Raw genomic sequence first — 17746 nt, 5'->3', positions numbered from 1 at the left:
ATTATGTCGATGGAATTGCTAATTCTGGTCGTCTGCTTTCTAGGGGCTTTGGTGCAGATCACCGCAGGGCTCGGGTTTGGCTTGATTGTCGCCCCTATGTTGTTGGCCTTTTACGACCCTGTGGATGCGATACAGATTACCGGGGTGCTGACGTTGGTCATTGTGACGATCATCGCGCCTTTTTTGCGGAGGCGAGTAATGCTCCGAGAGCTCAGTCAACTGGCAGCTGGAACTCTTGTGGGTTTGGTGATCGGCAGCGGATTGCTGCTGTTGGTTTCGATGACCTCGATACGTATCGCTGCGCTCATGGCTCTGGGTTATTGCTTTGTCCGATATGTCTGCGCGCAGACACAGGGCACCGGCCCGGAGGTGGTAGACCGGGCAGAGACCAACCTGACGGTGCAGGCCGAAAACCGGACCAGCATGTTATACGGCATGGCGTCCGGGGTGATGGGCGCAACCCTCGCCATGCCCGGTCCTTTGGCACTGGTGTTTCTGCGGGGCAAGGGACTGGATCCCTCACGGGTGCGTGCCACAGTTTTTGCACTAATGGTCGGTTCATACAGCGGGATGCTGATTATATCTGTGGCACTCAGTGGACTCTCGGACACCGTATTGAGCGACGTGAAGCTTTACCTGCTTCCCACACTGGCGGGCGTGTTGATTGGCCAATTGGTGTCTCGCCGGCTGCCGGACCTCTTTTTTGATGTGATGACGACCCTGTTGATGCTGTCAACGTTGATAGTCCTGGGTCTGAAAATTGTGAACACCCATTTCTGACACTACGAGGATCAAGCATGACCCTGAATGAGACCCAGAAAACCAACCTGATCAGCCGGATTGACGAACAGGAATGGATCGACTTGACGACTGAAATGGTCGCTATTGGCCAGCCCAATTCCACTAATCCGCTGGACCCGGATATTCCGGCCGGTGAGGAAGAAGCCTACGCTCTGTTTGTGGCCGGAAAACTGGAGGCCATGGGCTTTGAAGTCAGCAAATACTACTCCCAGGCCAAGCGCCCGAACATCGTCGGAGTGCTGAAGGGGGAGGGTGATGGCCCGTCTCTGATGATCAACGATCACCTTGATACCTACCCAGCGGTTGAGCCCGAGCGGTGGGACAAATGTGACGGTAACCCCTTCAAGGCCACCCGTCATGGTGACTGGATATACGGCCGGGGGACTTCGGATACCCGGGCCAATCTGGCGGCCTCGTTGCTGGCGGTTAAAGCAGTGCTGGAAAGCGGCGTGAAGTTTAAGGGCGACCTGATCTGCTGTTACACGGTGGACGAGGAAAAAGACGGGGTACATGGCTCCATCTATCTCACCAAAACCATCGGCATCAAGGCGGACCATTCCATAACCATCGAGCCAACCGCGTGGGGTAAAGGCTCAGACGACTGGGGCATGAACCTGTCGGTCGCCAACTCCGGGCATTGTCTGGTTCGGCTGGTGGTGCGGGGAATCAAATCTCACATCTGGCGGCCAGACACCGGCGTGAATGCCATCAGCGAAGCGTCAGAACTGGTACCCGTGATCAACAAGATGGCCTTCCGTCATACGCCCTCGGAGTTTCCGGGTCATACACCGCCCTGTGCCTGCGTGGTCAGGATGGCGGGCGGTCTTCCCGGCGAAATGCAGTTTACTCCCGATTCCTGCGAATTGACGCTGGCCGTGGTCGGCATTCTTCCAGGAATGACCATTGAATCCGTGGTGGACGATATTTCCGCAACCGTTGCCGAGGCCCTTACCGGCCATGAGAGCACTGAGTTTGAGGTGGCCCAGTTGCACGGTTCGTTATTCGTGAGTGGAACGGAGCCCGTTCCGATGAAGGAAGAGCCAAACGCCTCACTCACAGCGGCCTATCGCGAGGTTCTTGGTGACGCGCCCATCCCCAACCGCAAGAACGCCTTTAACGACACCATACGCTTCCGTGAGGCGGGCATGAACGCGGTGACTTTCGGGCCGGGCGAAGACGGATGGTCACCAGTGAATGAAAGCATTTCGATTACCAAATCGGTCGCCGCCATGAAAGTACTGGCGTTGGCCATACCCAACATTCTCGGCGTGGCAGAGTAGGTGAACACCATGGGTATTCATAATGAAGTCACTCCGCGAGCAATTTCCTTTGACGACGGAATACCACAGCGGCAGATGCGAATGCCGCCGTTCATTCGCAAGAATATTGAAAACGGAAAATACCTGTCATTTCTGACGGTTGTGGTGGTGATCAGTACCTGGTTTCTGGTGACTGCGATGGGTTGGGCAAACCCGCTGTTTTTGCCATCGCCAGTGAGCGTGTGGCAGTCATTCATTGAAGTGGCGACCGTAGGCTACCAGGGGTCAACGCTACTGGAGCACGTTGCCACCAGTCTGTACCGCATTCTGACGGCCTTTGCGGCGGCCTGCCTGGTTGGTATACCGCTGGGTGTGATGATGGGAACCTCGCGGTCTGCCCACCGGGTGTTCAATCCGATTATCGAATTCTACCGACCGTTGCCGCCACTGGGGCTCTACACCCTACTGGTGATGTGGCTCGGGATTGGTGAATCCTCAAAGCTGGCCCTGCTTTTCCTGTCGGGTCTGCCCGGCATCATCATCGCCACCATTTCTGCGGTGTCGGACATTAACCCGAATTATATCCGCGCTGCGCGCTCGGTGGGTGCCAGCCGTTGGGACTTGATCCGGGAAGTCTACCTGCCGGGTTCGGGCCCTACCATACTCACTGGAATGCGGATTTCCCTCGGATTTATATACACCGTTCTGGTTGCGGCTGAGATCGTCGCAGCCACCGCGGGTATCGGTTGGATGATCTGGGATGCTGCCAAGTTCCTGTTGGGCGACATCGTCATCATGGGCCTGATTGTGTTGGGAATTACCGGTATGGCACTGGATCTGATTCTCAAATTGACAGGCCAGATCATCATGCCCTGGACCAAGCTCAAAACCCATTAAGTGAACCTCAAAAACCCGTAAGGAGAACGACATGAAGACTTTTCTATGCTCAGCCGTAACAGCTCTTGGCCTCAGTATCGGGGCCGTTCCGGCCCACGCAGATGCGCCCGAAGAGGTGACCATCGGTTACCTGAACCTGGTTAACGCGCAACTAGTGACCAAGTCATTGGGTCTTGTGCAGGAGGAAATGCCCGGAGTAGAGATTAACTACATTAATGTCGGTGGTGGTGGCGATATGCTGCGTGCCATCGCGGCGGATCAGGTGGACTTTGGCGGCCTGGGTAATCCACCCACAGCGATCGGTGTTACCCGAGGTTTGCCCATTCAGGGGATCATGGTACTGAACATGCTCGACTATGTTGAGGCCATGGCCGTTCGCACTTCAGCGGATATCAAGAGCCTGGAAGATCTCAAGGGAAAAACCATTGCCGCACCCTTTGGTTCCACCACCCACTACCTGTTGCTCAACGCCCTGAATGACGAAGGAATAGATCCCGCCTCAATGAAAATCATTGACCTCCGGCCCAACGACATCGCCCAGGCGTGGTTCCGTGGCGATATCGACGCGGCATGGTTCTGGGAACCGGCTCTTGGACGGGTTCTGGAAGGCGATGCGAACCTTTTCATGACCTCCGGCATCATGGCGGAGCGCGGCTATCCCACCTGGGACGTGGGCGTTGTGATGAACGAATTTGCTGAACAGCATCCGGATTACGTCGAGAAGTTTGTCCGCGCAGAATGCAAAGGTATCGAGTTCTGGCTGAATAACCCGGCGGAAACGGCGGAGATCATCGCCAAAGAGCTCCAACTGGACCTGCGAGACGCTGAGCGGATGATGAAGGGCACGAAAATGGTTCCTTGCGACGAGCAGCTGACTGCGGAATACATCGGCGACAGCGAAAAGCGCGGCCAGTTTGTAGACACCCTGCTGTCAACCTCCACCTTCCTCCATGATCAAAAGCGCCTGCCTATGGTGCCCTCGAGGGAAACCTTTGAAAACTTCCTGGTGCCGGAGTACCTGGAAACCGTTGTTGAGTAACAGGCTGAACGCCATTAATCCATAACCAATGGGAACATTCGGACATGCGAGCTTCTTTAACGTCATACCAAGGCCTGGATCTATTTCACCTACAGGAAGGTTACAGAGCGGGACGGTTTGTCCCTAGACAGGTTGCTGAGGAGGTACTGCGCCGAATCAGAGAGAGAAGCTCGTGTTCCGAATGGATTTTCCTGGTGCCAGAGGAAGAGGTGTTGGCTCGTGCCGATTATCTCGCAAGTCTGGACACCAATCTGCCGCTTTACGGCATTCCGTTTGCGGTCAAGGATAATATTCACGTTGAAGGGTTGCCGCTGTGTGCAGGCTGCCCGGATTACAAAAGGCTATCCACAACTACCTCGCCGGTGGTTCAGCGCTTGCTCGATCTGGGTGCGATGTTGGTCGGTAAAAACACCATGGATGAGTTTGCCACTGGCGTGGTGGGGGTGCGCAGTGATCCACATCCAGTTAGTCCCTTCAATCCGGATTATATTCCGGGCGGTTCCAGTTCGGGGTCCGGTGTTGTGGTTTCCAACGGCTGCGTAACCTTCTCGCTAGGCAGTGATACCGGTGGTTCAGGGCGATTGCCCGCTGCCATGTGCAATATTGTTGGCTTCAAGCCGACGCCGCACCTGCTCAGCAATGAGGGTATGGTGTACGCAAACAAGAGCATCGACTGCATCCCCATCTTTGCCCGAACTGCCTCCGAGGCTGACTATGTTTTTCGTAGACTCATGGCGAATAACAAAGCCGCTTGCCTGCTGGAAGATCTGGAACTGGATCTAAAGAACATAGTGTTCGCAGTTCCGGATGCTGACGGTTTAATGTTCTTCGACGATGCCGAAGCTGAGGCGTGTTTCAAAGGATTGTTGAAGACTCTTGAAAAACAGGGTGCCCGTATTCAGCCGATCGATTTCAGTCCGTTTGCAGAGGCCGGCGCTATGCTGTTCGATGGGGCGTTCATTAGTGAGCGGTTTGATTCGGTGGGTGAATTCATCAAAGAGAACGCGGACGCCGTGAATGGAGTGGTCGCAGAAAGTATCCTGAAAGGCGAAACGGTAACCCATCACCAGATATGGTCGGATCTGGCTCGGTTGAACCAGCTCAAAGCTGAGGTCTATCAGCGGTTGGCACCCTTTGACTGCTTGCTGATGCCAACGGCCGGTACGCTTTACCGGTGTGACGAGGTGAAAGCGAACCCCTTAGTGCTTAACCGAAACATGGCGTACTACACCAATTTTGGCAATCTACTCGACCTGTCCGTTGTGTCGGTGCCGGGGGAAATTCGGTCCGACGGCCTGCCATTCGGTGTCAGCTTTGCCGGCCCAAGGCACAGCGACTACCGCATGCTCGCGCTGGCGAAACAGTGGGAGCTGATCAGTGAAGTTAGGCATGGTGCGCCCGATAAACCCTAAGAGAACTTCCTGAGGGCAATTGAACGGAATTTCGCGGCGAGGTAAATCTGGATTGCAGCTGACGTGGTTACAACCAGATTGCAATCGAACAGCACTGGCACCTTGGGGGTGTTCCATATAACTTCAGCATTTCCTGCTCCTCCGGTGCGTGGGCACCGTTTGTTCGATGGGTTCTTAATTAAGTCGAACCGGAGCATGTGAAATCGACATCACATTATAATTTTACCTTTGGGCGATGATTGAAGTTAACGAGTTACTTCCGGGCGATTAGAAAAACCGATGCTTTATCCGGTTGCCACTCATAATTGAGGCTGAACCCTGCATTGGCCAGCATCGTCACCAGTGACTGCCGGGTAAAGCGATGCACAAACGGCGCCAGGCCCACCGCCTGCATGGCAGGAATCAACAGCCGCCAGAGCACCATCAGTTCGCCCATCAGAGCGGTGCTGGAAACAAAGACACCACCGGGTTTCAGCAGTTCATGAACCCGGGCAATCGCCGTTTCGGGGTTTTCCAACAGATGGAGAATGTTGAGCCCCAGCACCGCATCAAAACTTTCCGCCTCCAGCGCCAGGGTTTCCAGCGTGCCTTGTTGAAAGCGCACATTTTCAATACCAGCATCGAGGGCCTTCTGCGTGGCGATGTCCAGCATCTTGCCGGATATGTCGGTGGCAAGAATTTCCTTCACATAGGGCGCATGAGCCAGGGCGGTACTGCCGGTTCCGCAGCCAAATTCAAGCACCGACCAGTCTGGCCGGAAATACCCTTGAGTGATCTCCAGTTTCTTACGGTAGGCTTCCTCGTCCCGCACCGGGCTCTTGGCGTAGCGGCGTGCGCTCTTGTCCCAGAACTCTTGTGAGCTTTTCATGGGACGCCGTCACCCACCGTTACGAAAACGCCGAATAAACGCCTCGGACTCCTCAATCGACTGTTCCATATTGCGAATCAGCGCATCCACGTCCTGGCGGATACCCACCAGCTCATTTTCCAGCGAGCCGATCGCCTGGGCGTTCAGGTTATGCTTGAGATACAGCACCTGATCCTGAAATGCCTCCAGTACCGGGTCCATACGCTCCTCGGCGTCATGCATGCGGCTGATCAGCTGGCTGTACTGGGCACGGGTTTCATCAAGCTGTTGTTCGCTGCTGCGGCGCAGGGAGTCACTTTCGTATTCACCGAGTTCGTCCTCCCATTCATCGAAGAGGGCTACTGCAACGTCTTCCACCTTGTTGATGCGGTCGCGGACATCTTCCGCGCTGGACTTGCTGTCTTCATAGGCATCGCTGATCTCGGCGTAGCGATCTTTGAGATCGGTATCCGGCGTGTCCACCACGCTCTGGAAACGTTCAAGGGACGAGCGGAACGTCTCCTGGGCATCGTTCTGGCTGTCTCGGGCATTTTCCACCCGGTCCACCAGAATGTCGCGCTTTTCAAAGCCGAGCTTTTCCATGGTGTTGTAGTACAGCGAGGAGCAACCGCCCAGCAGCACCGCACTGAGTAATACCAGCCAAAGCCGCCGGGACATGGGTGGCATTATTGAACTGGCAGTGACTGGGGTGGGCATAGGGTCGTCTCCGGTTGGGGTATAGGTACGAATCCGGAAAGTGAAGCATGATGGCGGCCTACTGACAAGCTGCCACGGACACGTTCAGTGAATACCGCCAATACTCCCAGGTCGAATATCAGGCCTTCATATGTGCCCGATAAGCCCCCTGTCGCTCCAGCATCCAGCCTGGATACTCCGCCGGCAGGCGGCTGATCTCATCCAGGGCCGCCAATTCGTCGGCTGAGAACCGGACCTGTGCCGCCAGGAGATTGTCCCGCAACTGGTCTACCCGCTTGGCCCCGACAATCACACTGGTCACAGTGTTCTGGTGCAGAAGCCAGGCAAGCGCAATCTGAGCCACGCTGACGGGCTGGCCGTCGACCTTCTTGCCGGTGGCGATCTCCCGCATGACGGCGATGACAGCACTGCCACGCTCCCGGTTGACGGGCGGGAAATCAAACTTGGCGCGCCGGTTCTCCTCGGAGACGTCCGGCCCTTCGTACTTGCCGGATAGGTAGCCGCCTGCCAGCGGGCTCCACACCATCAAGCCGATGTTTTCGGACTCCAGCATGGGGATCACTTCCCGTTCGAGGTCCCGGCCTACGAGAGTGTAGTAAGCCTGCAGTGACAGAATCGGGCACAGTCTGCGGGCGCGGGTAATGCCCACGGCTTTCATCACCTGCCAGGCGGCCCAGTTCGACAGGCCGACGTAACGGACATGGCCGTGCTGCACCAGATTATTCAGCGCCTCCAGGGTCTCCTCTATCGGCGTGGCCGGGTCGAAGCCGTGGATCTGATACAGGTCGATGTAGTCGGTTTGCAGTCGCTGAAGGCTGGCCTTGCACTCGCTCATGATGTGGCCACGGGAGGCACCACGGGCGTTGGGGCCTTCACCCATTGGGCCTAGCACCTTGGTGGCCAGTACGACATCTTCGCGGCGAACGTCCAGATTCTTTAGGGACTGCCCCACGATGCGTTCACTGGCACCACCACCGTACACGTTGGCGGTATCGATAAAGTTGATGCCCGCGTCCAGGGCCGTCTTCACCAGCTCATCAGCCTGTTCCTGCTGCAACTGGCCGATCAGCCCCCACATGTCGTCCCCGCCGCCGAAGGTCATGGTGCCCAGGCACAGTTCCGATACAAACAGCCCCGAGTTGCCCAGCGTCCGCAGGCGCAGGGGTGCGTCATGGGTGGATTGGGGTAAGTTGGGCGTTGTCATAGCCGATCACCTTTTCGTTATGGATGAACCTGCCGGAGCAGGGCCGTGGGTTCATACTAGGCGACGCACGGCCAATCGAGCTGGCGGAAACTCTCAGAGGATTGCACAATCCTCGCAACCTGATCTCAACCCGGTGAGGCTCCTGCTGAAGTGCGGCGCCGGACGGTCTATGATCTCATCAGAACAGGAGACCACCATGACCGCCCAGTCCAACGTGATTCCAATGCAACCGGACAACCTATCCCTGAGCCGGCTCCGTGATCTTGTCGAGCAGCAATGGCAGACCCATGGCCCGGAGAGCGCGATCGACGGTTTACGCCTGACCCACGCCCTGGAACCCAGCGGCACCATCCGGGCCCTTTACCAGACCTCGTTCTGCATCGTATTGCAGGGGGCCAAGGTAACGGCGGTTGGGGAGTCGGCTTTTCATTATCGCCAGGGCGAGTGCCTGCTGGCGTCCGTCAATGTGCCAGTGAACTCCCGGATCGTGCAGGCCTCCCCCGATAAGCCGTATCTGGCGCTGAGCCTGTCGATTGATCCGGCGATGATTTCCGAGCTGCTGGTGACCCATCCGGAAATGGCGTATCGGGGCCCAAAACAACCGGCACTGGTCACGGCCGGGATGCCGGATGAACTGTACGATCCTGTCATCCGCCTGCTCCGGTTGCTTGATCAACAGGATGACTGTGAAGTTCTGGAGCCGCTTGTCCGTCGGGAAATCTGTTGGCGTATATTGCGTTCGCCGCTGGGGGCGGCCGTGCAGCAGATCGGCCTGAAGGACAGCGACACCGCCCGCATTGGCCGGGTAACGGCCTGGATGCAGGCGAACTACCAACAGCCCTTCCGGGTGGCTGAACTGGCTGCAATGGCGAGTATGAGCCCGGCGACCTTCCACCGGCATTTCAAAAGCATCACCCGTTTAACGCCTGTGCAGTTCCAAAAGTTGGTGCGTCTGCAGGAAGCACGGCGGCTGCTGTTAAGCGATCAGGACGTGGCGAGTGTTGGCTACCAAGTCGGCTATGAAAGCCCGTCCCAGTTCAGCCGCGATTACCGCAAGCTGTTTGGCGCGCCACCGGGGCGGGACAAGGCCGTGATGCGGTCTAGTGTGGCGATTGAGAGTGGCGGATAACCAGCCTGACTCCGTGCGCCTAGTTAGGCACTTGTTGGTTTGTTCTGCGGTTGGCGCGCATAGCTGACCGTCAAGATCTCCCATACGTGGCCATCAGGTTCGTTCCAATAAACGATACGACCGCCGTGTTGTGTATTGATCTGCATATCGACTGGACCGTGTGGGGTACTTCTGTACTCGATTCCTTTGTCCCTGATTCTCGCTAAGATGTCGTCGAACTCGGACGCGCTCACACGAAAACAGTAGTGCTGCACGGGAAAGTGTCCATCGGCTTGATCAAAGTCGAGGGTTAACCCCTCGTTTACAAAGACTGGACAAAACGGGCCCACTCCCGACTCTGCCCAAGGCACCCCCAGAATGAAGGCAAGCAATTCGGCTGCAGCCTTTCTATCCCGGGCTGGAACGATCATGTGGTCAAGTTCAACGGTCATAGCGGTTTCCCGTGTTCGCCAGCAGCCTCCGCCTCGCGGGGCAGTAGTCCATCGGGCGGAGCTCGATGCCCCAGCCCAGTTCCTCGCCCATACGCGCTGCCGGGTGTAGCGAGGCGAGCTTAACCGCTGCGTCGAAGTCCGGCGCTTCGATGATCACCACGCCGCCCACAACCTCCTTGGTTTCCGCGAATGGCCCGTCGGTGACTATCAGTTTGCCATCCTTGAGGCGCATCGACTTCGAGCTCCAGTCCAGGCTTCCGGCCCAGGTGACCTCGCCCGCCGCCTGCATCTCGGCGTCGAAGCGCTCGCATTTCTCTCCAACCTCGGCCAGTTCGTCTTTGCTCATCTGGTTGAATTTTTCTTCGTTTCCGTAGGCCAGCAGCATGTATTTCATGGTGTTTCTCCCGATTGTCGTTTCATCAAAAGCCTTTGATAGGCTTATCGGGTAGTCGACTGGGCACCGCGGTTTTCGACAGAGTCGTGCGATTTTTTGATTTGATAGGAAAATGAATCTGACGCTGCCTAACGACTACGGGGAAGATGGATTAGACCCCTGACGGCCATTCAGACACTACAAATCAGCCCCGGATTTCCCTGCCTCAGTTCTCAATGCCTCAAGTACTGGAAGTAATGCGGGAACGTCGTCCTGGATGATGCTCCAAAGAGTGTCGTCGTCTATTCCAAGATAACCATGGATAAGACGACTTCTGGTCGCAATAATCATCCGCCATGGGATTTCTGGGTGGGCATTCCGTACTTCGTCAGGAATGTGTGTGGCAGCTTCTCCGATCAGTTCCAGGTTTCGAAGTGTGGCGTCATAGGTCAGTTCACTTTCCAGGAATCCGGCTTGATCGAGCCCCTTGGTGTATGTCAGCACCTTTTCGGCAAACTCGATCATGTCGTTCAGGTAAAAGTGCCATTCACGCTGGAAGTCATCAGACACGTACTTGCTCCCTTTCAACATGCGGACGTAGCTCTGGGCGTAAGGCTTTCTCGGTAACCAGGTCGACGGGGCTGCCAAGCAGATCTTCCAGATAAAATTGCACGCCAAAATAACGCTTGGAGGTGGCCGGGCCGTCGAAAGCCACCAGGACATCAATATCGCTGCTGCTAGTTGCAGTATCGCGGGCAGTGGAGCCAAATAACGCCAACTGGGTTACGCCAAAACGGGTCTCCAGCTCAGGTTTACTGCGAGTGAGCAATTCAAGAGCTCGCTTTCTGTCCATCGTTCAGCCTCCGGGGCGCATTTCCAACGGTGTCGTATTTGGCAGTCTATCAAAAAGCCGCTCCTACGGTACGGTCGGGTTAAATCCCGTATTCCCGCTCCACCTTCGCAATCCGCACCCGAAAGCTCGAATACCATTGCTGATGGCCAAGCCGTTGGGCCTCCTGGTGCTCCGCGTTCTGCTTCCAGTTGCGAATGGCCTCAAGACTCTCCCAGTAGGACACCGTAATACCCAGACCCTCCCGGGCGGATTCCATACCCAGGTAGCCGGGTTGTTGTGCCGCTAATTCCGCCATTCGCGCGGCCATTTCGTCGTAGCCCTTGTCGTCCTCGGTGCGGTGGCTACTGAAGATGACGGCGTAGTAGGGGGGAGTGGGGGTGTTGGCGATTTCTGACATGGCGTGCTCCAGGGTGAGCCCAGTACAAACTGGGGCTAATTGTTGCGTTGTTCTACTTCCCACTGCTCTCGTTGCAACCGGTAAAGTACATGTGGCCGCAACAGGCTATTCTCGGGCAAACCGGGATGTTCAAACTCGCCACTGTACGTCATGCCGATTCGCTCCATGACACGGTGCGATCGCTGATTACCAACGGTGGCAAAGGAGACAATTTCAGAAAAACCCAGCTGTTCAAACCCGACACGTAAGGCGCCGCGAGCAGCTTCTGACGCATAGCCATTCCCCCAGTGGGCGAACGATAACCGCCAACCAATCTCCACACACGGAGAAAAAGGCAGCGTCGCAATGGGAACGTGTAGCCCGCAAAAGCCAATACAGGATTCGGCACCCTTAATCTCTACCGCCCAGAAACCCCAACCGCGCTGCTTGATGAGCGAACGAATTTTCTCCGCCATCTCATTGCTCGCCTGGCAACTCAGCGGTTCCGGAAAAAACTCCATAACCCGTGGGTCTGCGTTCAGGGCAGCGAACGACTCGAAATCGCTTTCTTGCCATTGCCGCAATTGTAGCCGCTCGGTCTCAAACTCAATTAATCCTGCCATAGTCCCATCGGTTCCGGGTTTATAAAGACTGAAGGAGCCAATCCCTGAAGGTAGACGCCGACGGCTTCAAGGACGAAAGGGTGCTGTGAACCAAATAGTCCTGTTTGCCAGATTCAAACGTAAATGAACCCACACGCTTCAGCGTGTTGGATCGAAGGTCTTCAGCGACCATGAAGTGCCAGCCAAGAGCAACTCCCAGGCCCTGACGAGCGGCTTCGTAAGCAAGGGTGACCTGATTGAAGGTCGGCGAATTCTCTGCCGGTTGGTGCTCCAAATCGAAGCTACGGAACCAATCACCCCAGCCGATACAGTCCCACTCGGTGGAATCCAGTTCTATCAGCGGCAGGTGTGCCAGATCCTCGGGCTGTTGAGGCTCTTTCAGGTCCAGTGCTGGATGGCAAACCGGATACACCGATTCTGCAAACAGCGATGCCTTGTCGAGGAAGGGCCAGCGGCCCTCACCGTACAGAATGCCAAAATCGTATTCCGTCACCTTTGATGCATCAATAGCGTTGTCTGAGCGGATACTGACAGTAATCTCCGGATGTATCCGATTGAACTCGATCACTCGAGGAAACAGCCAGTAATGAGCGACAGCATGAGTTGCGATAACGGTGACAATGTCGGCATCGTGACGCTGACGGACTTGCTCGATACCGGCCGATAGCTGATGCAACGCTGGCTGAACAGTATTGAGTAATTCCTTCCCGGCATCCGTTAGCTCCACACCACGAGCATGCCGCATAAAGAGTGGGGTTCCGGTTTGCTCTTCGAGAGTCTTGATCTGCTTGCTGATTGCGCTTTGCCCCAAATCAAGTTCACCAGCGGCGGCCGTAAAACTCCCGAGCCGTGCAACAGACTCAAAAGCAGAAATCGCATGAATGGGGGGAAGCCGTTTCAGTTTGTTCATAGGTTCTGATGTCTGAGTCAGGGGCTGTTTGAAGGTCATTTTGCGCAAACCTTCCAGGAATTAATAGCCATGCCGTATTGGCATGCCTCAAGTCGGATATGTCTCTACTGGAGCAGCCACGATTGCCCTAGAGTGCGTGCCTCAATGTTGATGTGCCGAAGGGGCGTTTTATGATTCGTACGGGGGTGTTACTCGGCGCTGCCGCTGGCGCGTTCTGGGGGCTGGTTTTCCTTAGTCCGCTGGTGCTGACATCGTTCTCGGCGCTGGAGATCGCCACCGGCCGGTTTCTGGTGTACGGCGGGGTGTCACTGTTACTGATTGCACCATCGTTTTCGACTCTATGGCAACGGCTATCGCTCTCAGATGTCGGGGTTCTCATGGTGCTCGGCGCTTTGGGAAATGTCCTTTTTTTCGCCTTGCTGGCCGGGTCGATTCAAGATGTGGGCATTGGCCCTGCGTCACTGGTAGTGGGTATGGCTCCGGTTGTGGTCACCCTGCTCGGCCAGTCTGATAAAGACACCCTGTCACTCTCGGCCCTTATCGGACCACTGTTATTCATTGTCCTCGGGATTCTGTTTATCAACGCCGACGCTTTGCAAATGTGGGACGAGCAGTCGCAGCCGATCAGCCAGTCCGTGAAGGGCCTGCTGATGGCGTTCGGTGCTCTCATCAGCTGGAGCCTCTATACGGTTTTGAATGCGCAGGCATTGAAGCGCCGAACCGATATTTCGTGTGGTTTGTGGGCTTATATGACGGGCGTGAGTGCGGGTGTCTGGGCTCTTGGGCTAGCCGCCGTTCTGTGGTTGCCAAGCTCGCTCGCGCTGTCAGCTGATGCCGTGCCGGATGGCAAAGACTGGCGTCTGTTTTGGGCCATCAGCCTTGGAATCGGAGTGGTTGGCTCGCTCATTGCCAACATGTTGTGGAATGGTGCATCGCGGCGCTTGCCTCTGTTTTTGACGGGGCAGGTGTTCGTGTTCGAACCCGTGTTTGCGTTGCTGTACGGTTTTGTCTATGCCGGTCGTCTGCCACGGCCAGTAGAGGCAGTGGCAATCACCTTGTTGGTGTCGGGAGTGTTGTGGGCCATGAAAAAATACGCCAGGGAAGCTTCGTATTCCGGGGCCAAAACAGCCCGTTAGCCAGATAATTAGGCCCGTACATCAGCGGGAGCGCCCGACGTACATTTTTTGCAAACGAGACGATGCCCCAACATGCTGTCCCGACCCTCGGCTGATTCCACCCAGGGTCGATTTTGCCAGGGTGGGTTATGCCTGACGTGTTGAAAATGGCCACACGCCAGTTCCGCTACCCAATCGTTGAGTTCATCCTTGTGGAACCCGGCAATAGGTTGGTTCATGCTTTCAAAGACTCCTCGAAACCTGGTCGAGCTCCAAGCCTGTACGGCGCGCTCAGTGCCGCTCACCGCGCGATTTTCAAACATGGAGTGAATATGCGGGGCTTATTGCTTAAAGAAAATATAGAACAGTAATGCCCCGGTATATATGGCCAAGGCTGAATAACTGTTGGAAGTCATTTGGCGTGAAAATATATCCCAAGTACCCTCAATTACCCCGCTAATAACGCGCCCTAAACCGCCTGTGAACCTGTAGCCGTTCAAATCCACATGTCCGTTTTCATCAGAAAGCAAACGAAAATACCCAAAAAGTATTAATCCGGATGCAACTACCAGAATCAGAATTTGAAACGTTTCCATAAGCAGTCCATATCAGGTGGTGTATATTAAACGGTCTCGATCTTTAACCCCTGCCTGGCCGGTACTGATTATGTGATGGTAGCTCAATCTGGCAGCCCCTCGAACTCTGGCACTTCCCCTAACTCCCCATCCCAGGCAGCTTTGCTGGATGAAAAGATGTGCGCTGTTGGCGCCATCGATATTTCAGTGTCCAAGCACCCAGCGGGAACAACGAGCAAACCTGCGATCTGAGTGCTTGGCAATGCTGAGCCACACAACTTACAAAAGCTTTTATTATGGCGAGTACCTGTAAGCGTAAAGGACGTCACAGCATCTGCACCCGACCGCCAGACCAATTTAGCTGACTGTGAGAATAGATTTGCCGCATGGGCCGAACCCGTATCTTTTTGGCAATGCTGGCAATGGCACAGGTAAAAGCTATCGAAGTCACCCTTTATCTCAAAACTCACGGTGCCGCACAGACAAGAACCGGAATAATCAGTCGCCAGAATCCCTTCCATTGTTAAATTAGCTCTTCGGTCCGGAGCGTCAGCACCTCGTAACCATCGGAGGTAACAGCGATTGTATGCTCCCACTGAGCAGATAATTTCTTATCGCTGGTGACAACAGTCCACCCATCCTTCTTCAACTTAACCTTGGCCTTACCTTGGTTGATCATTGGCTCGATGGTAAAAACCATCCCTTCCTGGAGAACTAAGCCTTTACCTGCTTGACCATAATGCAGGACCTGTGGCTCTTCATGCATTTCTCGCCCAATTCCATGGCCGCAATATTCGCGAACAACAGAATAGCCATGCTTCTGGGCGTGGCTTTGAATGGCATAACCAACATCACCAAGAGTCGCGCCAGGTTTTACACTTCGTATCCCCTCCCACATGGCCTCATAGGTTTTGCCAACCAACCGACTAGCGACCGGAGACACATCGCCAATCATGTACATTTTGCTGGAGTCAGCGATAAACCCGCCCTGCTCCAGTGTAATGTCAACGTTCACGATATCACCAGATTTCAGCTTCTGAGTGGCTGAAGGAACGCCGTGGCATACGACGCGGTTTACAGAACTGTTCAGAACATACTGATATCCATACTGACCTTTACTCGCTGGTCGAGCGCGCAGTTGATCGGTTATATACCTCTCCGTCAAATCGTTGATATCCATCGTTGAGACCCCAATCTTGATAACGCTATCGAGGTAATCAAAAACCATTGCCAAAAGCCGACCAGACTCCCGCATTACACTCAATTCTTCAGCGCTTTTCAGTTTTACACTACCCACCGACAGCCTTCCTTAGATCTACGTTGGCTCGCTTCATTTGGTCGCGCATGATGTCAGAAAAAGACATATTGGGGTTCGCCTCGGCGAGCATGCCAACTTTTATCCAATACTCCGCCTGAGCATTGATAGAGCGGACCATAACTGAGCTCGCCTTACGAATCTCCGCATGTAGTTCGTCGTCAATCTTAACAATTCCCATAGCAAGCCCTTGATATACGATATGTATATGAATCATATATCCCCGATGAAAGGCAGGCAATAGGTTGGTGAGGACTTTAACGCTTAGCTTAGCCGCGCCCCCGACAGGGGCGTCCGGTGTAGGCCTAAGGCCGGAATGGTATTCCCCCAAAAATACTGAAACTAAATAAGCGCACCGACAACTCCTACGACGATACCTAGACCTGTAACACCAAGCATAAACCTGAGCAACGGCCGCTCACCTTTTGGGACGGTATAACCGGTCATATGGATATCTGCATCGAACAAAAAGCCGTAAAAAAAGTGGAACCCCATTGCGGCGACGATAACGGTTAATACTCTTTGGCCTAGCGTCGCATCAGCCGCAAGAACATTGGCAAGCACCATCAACAGAATAAATAAACCGATCAATGCATGACGAGATGAGCTCATAGGCTTGGTTTTACATAACGCCCGCAGCACGCGCGGCTGCGGAATGAAGGCGAAGCCGAAATGTAGTAGCCGTCGCCGTGCCTGTGATTGTTAGCCGCGCTTTCATTCATGCTTTCTCCCAATACTTGCATTTTATTGTCTCTAGCTTCTTTCGAAGAAAGCTCAGCTCAAGCAAACATGCAATGGGATAAGCCACAAAAACAATCGCAAGAATCGTTCTTGCAAGCTCATGACCCGAAGTCCATCGCAACCCGCCAACCTCGTCGATCACAAAGGAAAATCCCGCCAAGGTCTCTAGTATATTCACGAAGACGAGCCCGAGTGCGGCGAGAAAATCATTTGCATTTGTGAAAGGCGCGCTCATCCAGTGTGATAGCAGCGACATAAAAACGGACAAATTTAGAACGAGAAAAAAATAAACTGTCCAAAAATAGAATATATTTCGGATAGAAAAGAAATTGCATGCTCGCAGAAGAACCCGAAGTTCTGGACCCATGTACTCCATACGGTCTTTGCGAAAAGCGTCCACGAGTGTCAAGTCAATCTTCTCCACCTTATTCGCTTCCATGAAATAGGAGTTGAAAAGTTTTATCAAGTAGCAATAGCAAGATAAGGTGGCCACGCCCGAATAGCAGGTAATCACCAATATGATCCTGGCATTGAAATCTTGCAGGATATCATTCATGCGATCTGGTCCAACCATAAGAGCCGTTAGAAACGAAAGCAATGGAAATAACCAATAGGGAAAGATATAGTTTGTGAACGTGACGGAAAATAGACGAATTTTCGAGTTAATGTATGTTCGCCTGAAGGTATTGTTATGCCCAGCTATGCTTGAGTAAACGAATAACAAAAAAGCGAGAAGCATCATAAGGGTTTTCGGGTGCTCGCTAGACGGTGTGATCGCGGCAATTAATGCCATCAAAACAATGGCTGATAAATCAAATGCAACAGGATGCCAAAAAGCCTTCTTCACCAGCGTGTTGTATTTTTCGCCTGCCAGTCTAGGCGTTTCAGATTTAATTACCCGTCCCAAGACAACCTTGTCCGCGGTCAGCGGCAAAAGAACAATACTCATCAACAAGCGGGTAGCGATATCTAGAAAAATTAGCATAGAGTCGCCTATTATAGCTAACGAGGCTGTAGAAAAACCCGATTTCGAGCTGTTCCCACCGCCTGATTCCTGTAAATTTTGTCGCGGCCACCAACTGGCCGATTAGCACGATTCCGGTGTTCAGCCATCAGTTTCGGCCCTTTG

General features: G+C 54.4%; 24 protein-coding genes. 7 read left to right on the top strand and 17 right to left on the bottom strand.

The window, feature by feature from the left end:
• The first annotated feature begins 3 nt into the window (after positions 1 to 3).
• The 5 genes from AC0B60_RS17515 to AC0B60_RS17495 are packed head-to-tail and all read left to right on the top strand — an operon-like array spanning position 4 to position 5408.
• Positions 4 to 780 (top strand): sulfite exporter TauE/SafE family protein, encoded by a 777-nt coding sequence (locus AC0B60_RS17515; protein WP_465087192.1) that lies wholly within the window; start codon positions 4 to 6, stop codon positions 778 to 780.
• Positions 781 to 797: 17 nt separating this feature from the next.
• Positions 798 to 2081 carry a M20 family metallopeptidase gene (locus AC0B60_RS17510; RefSeq protein ID WP_465087191.1) on the top strand — a complete coding sequence of 428 codons (1284 nt, stop codon included), beginning with the start codon at positions 798 to 800 and terminating at the stop codon, positions 2079 to 2081.
• Positions 2082 to 2090: 9 nt separating this feature from the next.
• The gene (locus AC0B60_RS17505) at positions 2091 to 2957 is read left to right on the top strand and encodes an ABC transporter permease (protein ID WP_465087190.1); all 867 of its coding nucleotides are present in this window, start codon (positions 2091 to 2093) and stop codon (positions 2955 to 2957) included.
• Between the two features lie 31 nt (positions 2958 to 2988).
• On the top strand, positions 2989 to 3996 hold the full coding sequence (locus tag AC0B60_RS17500) for a taurine ABC transporter substrate-binding protein (protein WP_465087189.1): 1008 nt from the start codon (positions 2989 to 2991) through the stop codon (positions 3994 to 3996).
• 44 nt (positions 3997 to 4040) lie between these two features.
• Positions 4041 to 5408 (top strand): amidase family protein, encoded by a 1368-nt coding sequence (locus AC0B60_RS17495; RefSeq protein ID WP_465087188.1) that lies wholly within the window; start codon positions 4041 to 4043, stop codon positions 5406 to 5408.
• A gap of 253 nt (positions 5409 to 5661) precedes the next feature.
• Here the strand turns inward: AC0B60_RS17495 and AC0B60_RS17490 are convergent, their stop codons facing one another.
• From AC0B60_RS17490 to AC0B60_RS17480, 3 genes are all read right to left on the bottom strand, one after another.
• Positions 5662 to 6276, bottom strand: a complete 615-nt coding sequence (locus tag AC0B60_RS17490) for a class I SAM-dependent methyltransferase (RefSeq protein ID WP_465087187.1) — start codon at positions 6274 to 6276, stop codon at positions 5662 to 5664.
• Between the two features lie 9 nt (positions 6277 to 6285).
• Complete coding sequence (locus AC0B60_RS17485) at positions 6286 to 6933, bottom strand: DUF2959 domain-containing protein (protein ID WP_465087278.1); 648 nt, start codon at positions 6931 to 6933, stop codon at positions 6286 to 6288.
• Positions 6934 to 7090: 157 nt separating this feature from the next.
• Positions 7091 to 8176 carry an aldo/keto reductase gene (locus AC0B60_RS17480; RefSeq protein ID WP_465087186.1) on the bottom strand — a complete coding sequence of 362 codons (1086 nt, stop codon included), beginning with the start codon at positions 8174 to 8176 and terminating at the stop codon, positions 7091 to 7093.
• A gap of 169 nt (positions 8177 to 8345) precedes the next feature.
• Between AC0B60_RS17480 and AC0B60_RS17475 the strand changes: the two genes are divergently transcribed.
• On the top strand, positions 8346 to 9305 hold the full coding sequence (locus AC0B60_RS17475; protein ID WP_465087185.1) for an AraC family transcriptional regulator: 960 nt from the start codon (positions 8346 to 8348) through the stop codon (positions 9303 to 9305).
• Between the two features lie 23 nt (positions 9306 to 9328).
• Here the strand turns inward: AC0B60_RS17475 and AC0B60_RS17470 are convergent, their stop codons facing one another.
• The 7 genes from AC0B60_RS17470 to AC0B60_RS17440 all read right to left on the bottom strand — a co-directional run bounded on the left by AC0B60_RS17470 (position 9329) and on the right by AC0B60_RS17440 (position 12871).
• Positions 9329 to 9736 (bottom strand): VOC family protein, encoded by a 408-nt coding sequence (locus tag AC0B60_RS17470; protein ID WP_465087184.1) that lies wholly within the window; start codon positions 9734 to 9736, stop codon positions 9329 to 9331.
• Positions 9726 to 10130 (bottom strand): YciI family protein, encoded by a 405-nt coding sequence (locus AC0B60_RS17465; RefSeq protein WP_465087183.1) that lies wholly within the window; start codon positions 10128 to 10130, stop codon positions 9726 to 9728. The genes AC0B60_RS17470 and AC0B60_RS17465 overlap by 11 nt, the downstream gene beginning before the upstream one ends.
• 177 nt (positions 10131 to 10307) lie before the next feature.
• On the bottom strand, positions 10308 to 10679 hold the full coding sequence (locus AC0B60_RS17460; RefSeq protein ID WP_465087182.1) for a HepT-like ribonuclease domain-containing protein: 372 nt from the start codon (positions 10677 to 10679) through the stop codon (positions 10308 to 10310).
• Positions 10672 to 10962: a nucleotidyltransferase family protein gene (locus AC0B60_RS17455; protein WP_465087181.1), complete on the bottom strand. Its 291-nt coding sequence runs from the start codon at positions 10960 to 10962 to the stop codon at positions 10672 to 10674. Before AC0B60_RS17455 ends, AC0B60_RS17460 begins: the two co-directional genes overlap by 8 nt.
• Positions 10963 to 11041: 79 nt before the next feature.
• Positions 11042 to 11359 (bottom strand): antibiotic biosynthesis monooxygenase family protein, encoded by a 318-nt coding sequence (locus tag AC0B60_RS17450; RefSeq protein WP_465087180.1) that lies wholly within the window; start codon positions 11357 to 11359, stop codon positions 11042 to 11044.
• A gap of 35 nt (positions 11360 to 11394) precedes the next feature.
• A complete protein-coding gene (locus AC0B60_RS17445) occupies positions 11395 to 11961 on the bottom strand; it encodes a GNAT family N-acetyltransferase (protein ID WP_465087179.1) in 567 nt (188 codons plus the stop codon).
• A gap of 19 nt (positions 11962 to 11980) precedes the next feature.
• Positions 11981 to 12871 (bottom strand): LysR substrate-binding domain-containing protein, encoded by an 891-nt coding sequence (locus tag AC0B60_RS17440; protein WP_465087178.1) that lies wholly within the window; start codon positions 12869 to 12871, stop codon positions 11981 to 11983.
• A gap of 170 nt (positions 12872 to 13041) precedes the next feature.
• Between AC0B60_RS17440 and AC0B60_RS17435 the strand changes: the two genes are divergently transcribed.
• Positions 13042 to 14007: a DMT family transporter gene (locus tag AC0B60_RS17435; protein WP_465087177.1), complete on the top strand. Its 966-nt coding sequence runs from the start codon at positions 13042 to 13044 to the stop codon at positions 14005 to 14007.
• A gap of 8 nt (positions 14008 to 14015) precedes the next feature.
• Here AC0B60_RS17435 and AC0B60_RS17430 read toward each other — a convergent pair whose 3' ends face one another.
• The 7 genes from AC0B60_RS17430 to AC0B60_RS17400 form a co-directional block, all read right to left on the bottom strand.
• Positions 14016 to 14225: a DUF3565 domain-containing protein gene (locus AC0B60_RS17430; RefSeq protein ID WP_465087176.1), complete on the bottom strand. Its 210-nt coding sequence runs from the start codon at positions 14223 to 14225 to the stop codon at positions 14016 to 14018.
• 102 nt (positions 14226 to 14327) lie between these two features.
• The gene (locus AC0B60_RS17425) at positions 14328 to 14582 is read right to left on the bottom strand and encodes a hypothetical protein (protein ID WP_465087175.1); all 255 of its coding nucleotides are present in this window, start codon (positions 14580 to 14582) and stop codon (positions 14328 to 14330) included.
• 83 nt (positions 14583 to 14665) lie between these two features.
• Positions 14666 to 15082 carry a GFA family protein gene (locus AC0B60_RS17420; RefSeq protein WP_465087174.1) on the bottom strand — a complete coding sequence of 139 codons (417 nt, stop codon included), beginning with the start codon at positions 15080 to 15082 and terminating at the stop codon, positions 14666 to 14668.
• Positions 15083 to 15084: 2 nt separating this feature from the next.
• Positions 15085 to 15858, bottom strand: coding sequence for a type I methionyl aminopeptidase (gene map / locus AC0B60_RS17415; protein ID WP_465087173.1), 774 nt, complete (start codon positions 15856 to 15858; stop codon positions 15085 to 15087).
• A complete protein-coding gene (locus AC0B60_RS17410) occupies positions 15851 to 16057 on the bottom strand; it encodes a ParD-like family protein (protein WP_465087277.1) in 207 nt (68 codons plus the stop codon). Before AC0B60_RS17410 ends, map begins: the two co-directional genes overlap by 8 nt.
• A 161-nt stretch (positions 16058 to 16218) precedes the next feature.
• Complete coding sequence (locus tag AC0B60_RS17405) at positions 16219 to 16488, bottom strand: hypothetical protein (protein WP_465087172.1); 270 nt, start codon at positions 16486 to 16488, stop codon at positions 16219 to 16221.
• 106 nt (positions 16489 to 16594) lie between these two features.
• Complete coding sequence (locus AC0B60_RS17400) at positions 16595 to 17602, bottom strand: hypothetical protein (RefSeq protein WP_465087171.1); 1008 nt, start codon at positions 17600 to 17602, stop codon at positions 16595 to 16597.
• Positions 17603 to 17746: the final 144 nt, after the last annotated feature.

The organism is Marinobacter sp. V34, from assembly GCF_055524115.1.
The sequence above is the reverse complement of the archived record's forward strand: the minus strand, read 5'-3'. Positions and strand labels throughout refer to the sequence as shown.